This is a genomic window from Vibrio sp. S457-15 (assembly GCF_000960545.1).
Lineage (GTDB): Bacteria > Pseudomonadota > Gammaproteobacteria > Enterobacterales > Vibrionaceae > Vibrio > Vibrio parahaemolyticus.
The window spans coordinates 1-6,360 of the sequence record NZ_JYOQ01000169.1; the positions used below are offsets into that span (position 1 = coordinate 1).

At 42.3% G+C, this 6,360-nt stretch carries 4 protein-coding genes and 1 pseudogene; 4 read left to right on the plus strand and 1 reads right to left on the minus strand.

Annotated elements, in window-relative coordinates; translation table 11 throughout:
• The 3 genes from UF05_RS17285 to cqsA form a co-directional block, all read left to right on the plus strand.
• The coding region (locus UF05_RS17285) for an IS3 family transposase (RefSeq protein ID WP_048852622.1) at positions 1–227 on the plus strand (227 nt) is incomplete at its 5' end.
• A 614-nt stretch (positions 228–841) separates the two neighbouring features.
• Positions 842–1,786, plus strand: coding sequence for a ribosome biogenesis GTPase YlqF (ylqF, locus tag UF05_RS17290; RefSeq protein WP_017448150.1), 945 nt, complete (start codon positions 842–844; stop codon positions 1,784–1,786).
• A 354-nt stretch (positions 1,787–2,140) separates the two neighbouring features.
• Positions 2,141–3,322: an alpha-hydroxyketone-type quorum-sensing autoinducer synthase gene (gene cqsA / locus UF05_RS17295; protein WP_045545803.1), complete on the plus strand. Its 1,182-nt coding sequence runs from the start codon at positions 2,141–2,143 to the stop codon at positions 3,320–3,322.
• A 77-nt stretch (positions 3,323–3,399) separates the two neighbouring features.
• Here cqsA and UF05_RS17300 read toward each other — a convergent pair whose 3' ends face one another.
• Positions 3,400–5,448 carry an ATP-binding response regulator gene (locus tag UF05_RS17300; RefSeq protein ID WP_045545804.1) on the minus strand — a complete coding sequence of 683 codons (2,049 nt, stop codon included), beginning with the start codon at positions 5,446–5,448 and terminating at the stop codon, positions 3,400–3,402.
• Positions 5,449–5,767: 319 nt separating this feature from the next.
• Between UF05_RS17300 and UF05_RS17305 the strand changes: the two are divergent.
• A pseudogene (locus tag UF05_RS17305) lies at positions 5,768–6,217 on the plus strand (HAD family hydrolase); the annotation flags it as partial.
• Positions 6,218–6,360 lie beyond the last annotated feature (143 nt).

The following is a 6,360-nucleotide window of genomic DNA, read 5'->3' on the forward strand; positions in this document are numbered from 1 at the left end:
TAAAACAAAGTATGAGCAGGAAAGGAAACTGCTGGGACAATGCCTGTGTTGAGAGCTTCTTCCATTCGATGAAAGTGGAAGCGATTCAATACGAACCAATAATGACCAGAGATGAGATGCGCCAAACGGTCTTCGAGTACATAGAGGTTGATTATAATAGGACGAGAAGGCACAGTACTCTTGGGTATCTAAGCCCAGTTAACTTTGAACAGCAAAATGTCGCTTAATGAAGTGTCCAGTCTGACTGGAGCAGAACACAAACACCAAACACCAAAAGAGCTTATACCACAACGGCTTTTAAGTAATACAACACTTGAGGAAGTAATTTAGAAGCAATCTCAATCCCTCAGTTATTTGAGAGTCACTTGCGTTGAAAGAGTGTTATCGTGCACTAGCAACTTTATAACGATGGCACACAGTCCGCACACAAAAATCATTTATAAAAGCGAAAAGCGAAGATACGCAACTCTTGCAGCACCAAATAGACAAAATAATAGCGATAGATCTCGTGGCTTCAACAGCAAAACCGTTGACGCAACCGCCCTTGAAGTTTATTGCAAAGACAAATGAAAGGTTCAGATGCATAGTAATGTCAGGAAGAGGTAGAGTCGGGAAAACGGTAATCAAGTACAACGCGAGTATTTAATTTAGGGTTTACTCTTATGTAATCACATTTTAGTTTAGTACCAACAATAAAATGTTAAGATGCTCACATCAATGCTGCAGTGGTTGTAAGTGATGTTCGAAATATCTTTGATACCCCAAAATACAATAAGTTCTTTTGGTACCCCACTTGATACCCCACCAGCTTAACCATAAAAACTAAAGGTATATTTTTCAAATGGTTAACAACAATATCCAATGGTTTCCTGGCCACATGCACAAAGCGCGTAAAGAGATCGAAGAAGCCATCCCGCAGGTGGATGTGATCATCGAAGTACTGGATGCTCGTATTCCTTTCAGTAGCGAAAACCCTATGATTTCAAAAATCCGCGGTGAAAAGCCTGTTGTAAAAGTGCTAAACAAGCGCGATTTGGCTGATCCAGAGCTGACGCAACTGTGGATTGACCATCTTGAGAAAGAACAAAACGTAAAAGCAATGGCAATTACGACTTCTGAGCCTCAAGAAGTACATAAAATTATGGAGCTTTGTCGTAAGCTTGCGCCACACCGTGAAGAAGTTGGTAAAAACATTCGTACCATGATCATGGGCATCCCAAACGTGGGTAAATCGACCATCATCAACACACTGGCTGGTCGCACTATCGCAGTAACGGGTAACCAACCAGCGGTAACGCGTCGCCAACAACGCATTAATTTACAAAACGGCATTGTCCTGTCTGACACACCTGGGATTCTTTGGCCAAAAGTGGAAAACCCACATAGTGGTTTCCGTTTAGCGGCAACGGGTGCCGTAAAAGATACGGCAATGGAGTACGACGAAGTTGCGTTTTACACTGTTGAGTATCTAGCAGCGCATTACCCAGAACGTCTAAAAGAACGTTACCAAATCGAAGAGCTGCCAGAGTCTGACATTGAGATCATGGAAGAAATTGGCCGTCGTCGCGGCGCGCTACGAGCAGGTGGCCGAGTGGATCTTCATAAAGTATCTGAGATTCTACTTCACGAGCTTCGACAAGGTACACTAGGACAAATTACTCTTGAGCTTCCTGAGATGATTACTCAAGAACTGATCGAAGTCGAAATAGAAACGGCTCGCAAAGAAGAAGAGAAAGCGAAACGTAAGGAAGAACGTCGTAAACGTTACTTACGTAACAAACGCTAAGTTCTTTTTCTCACTCTATTCCTAGGCGCGATTTTCGCGCCTTTTTTTGTCCGCCACTTTTACACCCAACTAGATAACCCCGCCTCATCAACGTAACCACTTTTTGTCGTATTTACGTGTAATTTTGTACCACACCTTTTACGGCATACAAGCACAAAAAACATGTTTATTTATTGAACACAAACTAGTTTAGACCCCCGTAACCTAAGGAGTTACAGCCACCATCCAACCCTTAAATATCGAGTTTGCAAGCGCTAGCAAAGTTATGCAACTTGATTAGTGACACTCTCCCCAAAATCTTCAATATAAATAAGGTCAGCGCTGGCGTTTTTCCAAATCACAAAGAGATTTATTATGTGTACTAAAAACGAAACTAAACCACTGCCCTCTTTTATCGAGGAACGCCTTAATTTCCATATTCAAGATTTAATTAAATCTAATGAAAATCAAAAGCACCTCGTTCTTGGCAAACGACCGTCCGAAAATGCCGTGGTAATGCAAAGCAATGATTACCTTTCCCTCTCTCACAATGAGCTCATTCAGAAAGCGCATCGAGATGCAATTTCTGAACGAGATGACAATGTCGTGATGTCGGCAATCTTCTTACAAGATGACCAATCAAAACCCGCCTTTGAGCACCAGCTGGCGACGTTTGTCGGCATGGAAAGTTGTTTGTTGTCACAATCAGGATGGGCAGCCAATATTGGTTTACTGCAAACCATCTGCGCGCCAAACGTCCCCGTATACATCGACTTTTTCGCTCATATGTCGTTGTGGGAAGGAGCACGCACCGCTGGAGCGCAGATTCATCCTTTCATGCACAACAACATGAATCATCTGCGCAAGCAGATCCAACGCCACGGTGCGGGAATCATCGTTGTCGATTCGGTGTATAGCACGATTGGCACAATCTCCCCGTTACGTGCCATCTACGAAATGGCGAAGGAGTTTGATTGTGGCTTAGTGGTAGATGAATCTCATTCATTAGGCACACACGGACCAAAGGGGTCTGGATTATTACAAGAACTGGGACTAACACAGATGGTGGATTTCGTTACCGTAAGTTTGGCGAAAACGTTCGCCTACCGCGCTGGTGCGATTTTAGGCCCGAACAAGCTAGCACAATCGCTGCCCTTCGTGGCCTATCCTGCGATTTTTAGCTCAACGGTTTTGCCGCAAGAAGTCGTGCGTCTAGAAAAAACACTTGAGGTAATTAAAGCGGCTGACGACAAACGTGAATGTTTGTTCAAGCGAGCCAAAGAACTCGCGATCGGATTAAAACGTATTGGGTTTAACATTCGCAGCGAATCGCAGATTATTGCTCTTGAGTGTGGAAGTGAGAGAAATACTGAACGAGTACGCGATTTCCTTGAAGAAAGAGACGTTTTCGGTGCGGTGTTTTGCCGACCTGCCACGGGCAGAAACAAGAACATCATTCGATTTTCTGTCAATGCCGACATGACAGCTCAACAAGTGGATCACGTCTTATCGGCTTGTCAGGAGGCATTTGACCATCCCGAATTAGAGTTTGTGTAAGTTGATTCGTAGTGGACGCTGAGCCTACGCTTGGCTCCTGTGAAAATTCAGAGCTCAGTTCAATCCTGAGCTCTGTTTTAAATCCAGTTAGCAATTTTATCGAAAAGGCGATTCTTATCAGCGGGTTTAACGATAAAGTCGGACATGCCGGATGAGCCAATTTTATCTAGCGTCACAGGAGAACTGTCTCCCGTATGCGCAATAATCGGCACAGATGCATACGGCTTTTCTGAGTTACGGATACGTCGCGACGCTTCTACACCGTCCATGATTGGCATCTCAATATCCATTAAAATCAGATCGATATTTTCTTTTTCAAGAGTGTCCAGTGCTTGCTGACCATCTTCCTTTTGTACCACTTCAAATCCCTGCTTCTCTAGCAACATCGCCGTAAACTTACGCAGAGACTCGTTATCATCCACAACCATGATGGTTCGTTTGATGGATTTATCAAAAGGCGCAGATGGCAACGTTGAAGAGATATAAGTGGAATCATAAAGCAAACGTTCAATCGTAGCTTTAGTGTTTAGCAACCACGCTTGAGTCTCTACCCAAATCGGGTCATGGCCGGCTTTTTTAGTTCGTTGTGCAGGTTTGTGTTCAAAAAGATACACCACACGCGCTTCAGTAAATGAAAGTAACGATTCGATTCTGTCTAATTGGTTTTCTAAAACATCAAAGCTTTCCACATCGACAAATATCAGGTCAAATTCAAACTCGTATTCTTTCTTTTTAAAGACGCTTTTTACATCTAAAACGGTGACATCAAATCCCATGAAGCGACTAATATCTACCATTTTTTGCACGATAATGTCTTGATTACTGACCAATAAAATCGATTTCATTTTGGTCAGCTCATCTTTAATTTCTGTTACCGTATCTGATGTGATAGGCGGAAAAGTCAACGTAAACTGTGACCACTCTCCCGGCTGGGAAATGCACTTAATATTACCGCCAAATGAACGCATGACTTTCTTACAGAACGGTAGTCCAAGGCCATAACTGCCCGATTTACCTGTGGTATAGAAGTCCTGAAAGATATGTCGAATCACATCTGGCGCGATACCTGAGCCGTTGTCCGTCACTACAATTTGGTTGGCCGTGTCATTACTTTGCATACTCACATGAATATGAAACTCGTCTGAACTGCGATGATGAAATGCGTTCTTAAACAAGTTATACATGACGTACTTTAACAATGTATCGCTACCCAAAAAGTCAAACTCACTTCTTGCATCGAATGAGATCGCGAACCTGTCTGTCGAACGTTTATAACTGAAACTCTCAATGGCTTTTTCAACCACCGATTGAGCAGAATATCTTTTGAAGGAAGAGCGAGATACGCGGTTTTCATCAATCGATGTGAGCAATAAATCGATTGTCTCGTTGCCTGAATGAATAATGTTCATCGCATCTTCGCTCACTTCACGGAGCAAGGTTACATCTTCACCACTCATCACATACTGATCTTTTTCGCCCATCGCCTTTTTGTTAGGCAAGACAGACTGAATAACATCTATCGACGTACATAAGCCACTGAGTGGATTACGCATTTCATGAGCAATACCAGCGCCAAACGACTTAGCGAGCGATACTTTTGCTTCATGCTCGACCTGATTTCGGAAATAGAACATGTTGCCAAACACATAAATAAACAAAAATATCGGCACATGCGTCCAATCCATTGTGATATCGAGATGAAAGCCTTTCGCGATCCACGCAAAAAACGTCGCTAGACCAATACCAGCGAACGTCTGAGCAAACATGACCCTTGTGACATGAACCAACAAAATATGCAGGAAAATAGCCGACATGAATGACATCACCCAAACATTGGACCAATCATTCATGAGTAACATATAAAAAAAGAAGAAAGGTAAACAGGTCGTAATCGTTATTTGATAATAGACGTGCACGTACTTTCGCCATGATGACGACAAACGGTTACGAAAAATGATGCCAAAAAACAGTGCGGAACAGAACAAACGTAGCGGCAAGTTTTCATAGGATTGCGGGAACATGAAGTCCCAAACGAAGTAGTAGAGCGGGAAGCCAATAAATCCCATCCAACCAACTAATGTTAAATTGGGCTCTGCGTACTCATATACCTTACGTATCGAATCCATACTATCTAATTTGTCTACTCCGCCTGACGTTCAAAGTTGTGACTTGCTATCTTTTTTATAATCACGTTGTTTTGTAATTATATATTACTTGCCAAATATAAGCAGCGCGAAATCCGTCAATTTATTCGCGATGCTTGTCTTTAAATTCAGTCTTTTATCTAAGTTCAGCTTGATTTCACGAATTTTTAGGTAACGAGTTCAATTGCATATTATTTTATTGTGATTCAAGTAGAATCAACTTATGCGAGGGCAACGCGAATGTTGTTCTCACTCATCTTCGTTTGATTACTTTGTCCAACTCACAAATCAAAGGTGTTCTATGGAAAGCTCTCAAATTAAAAATGTTGTTTTCGATGTCGGCAACGTACTGGTTCGTTGGTCACCACCAGAGATTGTACGCTTAACATTTGGTCATTCCGTAGATGCAGAACAAATGGCGAAAAGACTGTTCTCAAACAAGATTTGGCTAGACCTCAACAAAGGTTTGATCAGCGAAGAAGAAGCAATACACCGTTACCAACAAGAACTCGACTTAACGGCTGAAGAATGTTGCTGTTTCTTCTACTACGTAAAACAGACTCAGATTCAACTGTTCGGCAGTGTTGAGCTTTTACAAAAGGTGAAGCAAGCGGGTTACGGTGTCTACGCACTAACTGATAATGTTGTAGAAATTGTCGAACACTTAAAATCAACGTACGATTTTTGGCCACTTTTTGATGGCGCAATTGTGTCTGCCGAAGTCGCGCTTTTAAAAGGTTCATCGCGGATAAGCGGGAACTAAAAACAAAAACGGTAGTAAGTGATAGAGTTTTATCGCCAAACAAAACCTACACAAACTACCGTTTTCATGTCGAATCATACTTTCCTATCTTCATTCTGGGAAGGCTTTCATATAGTAAAGTCTCATCAGAC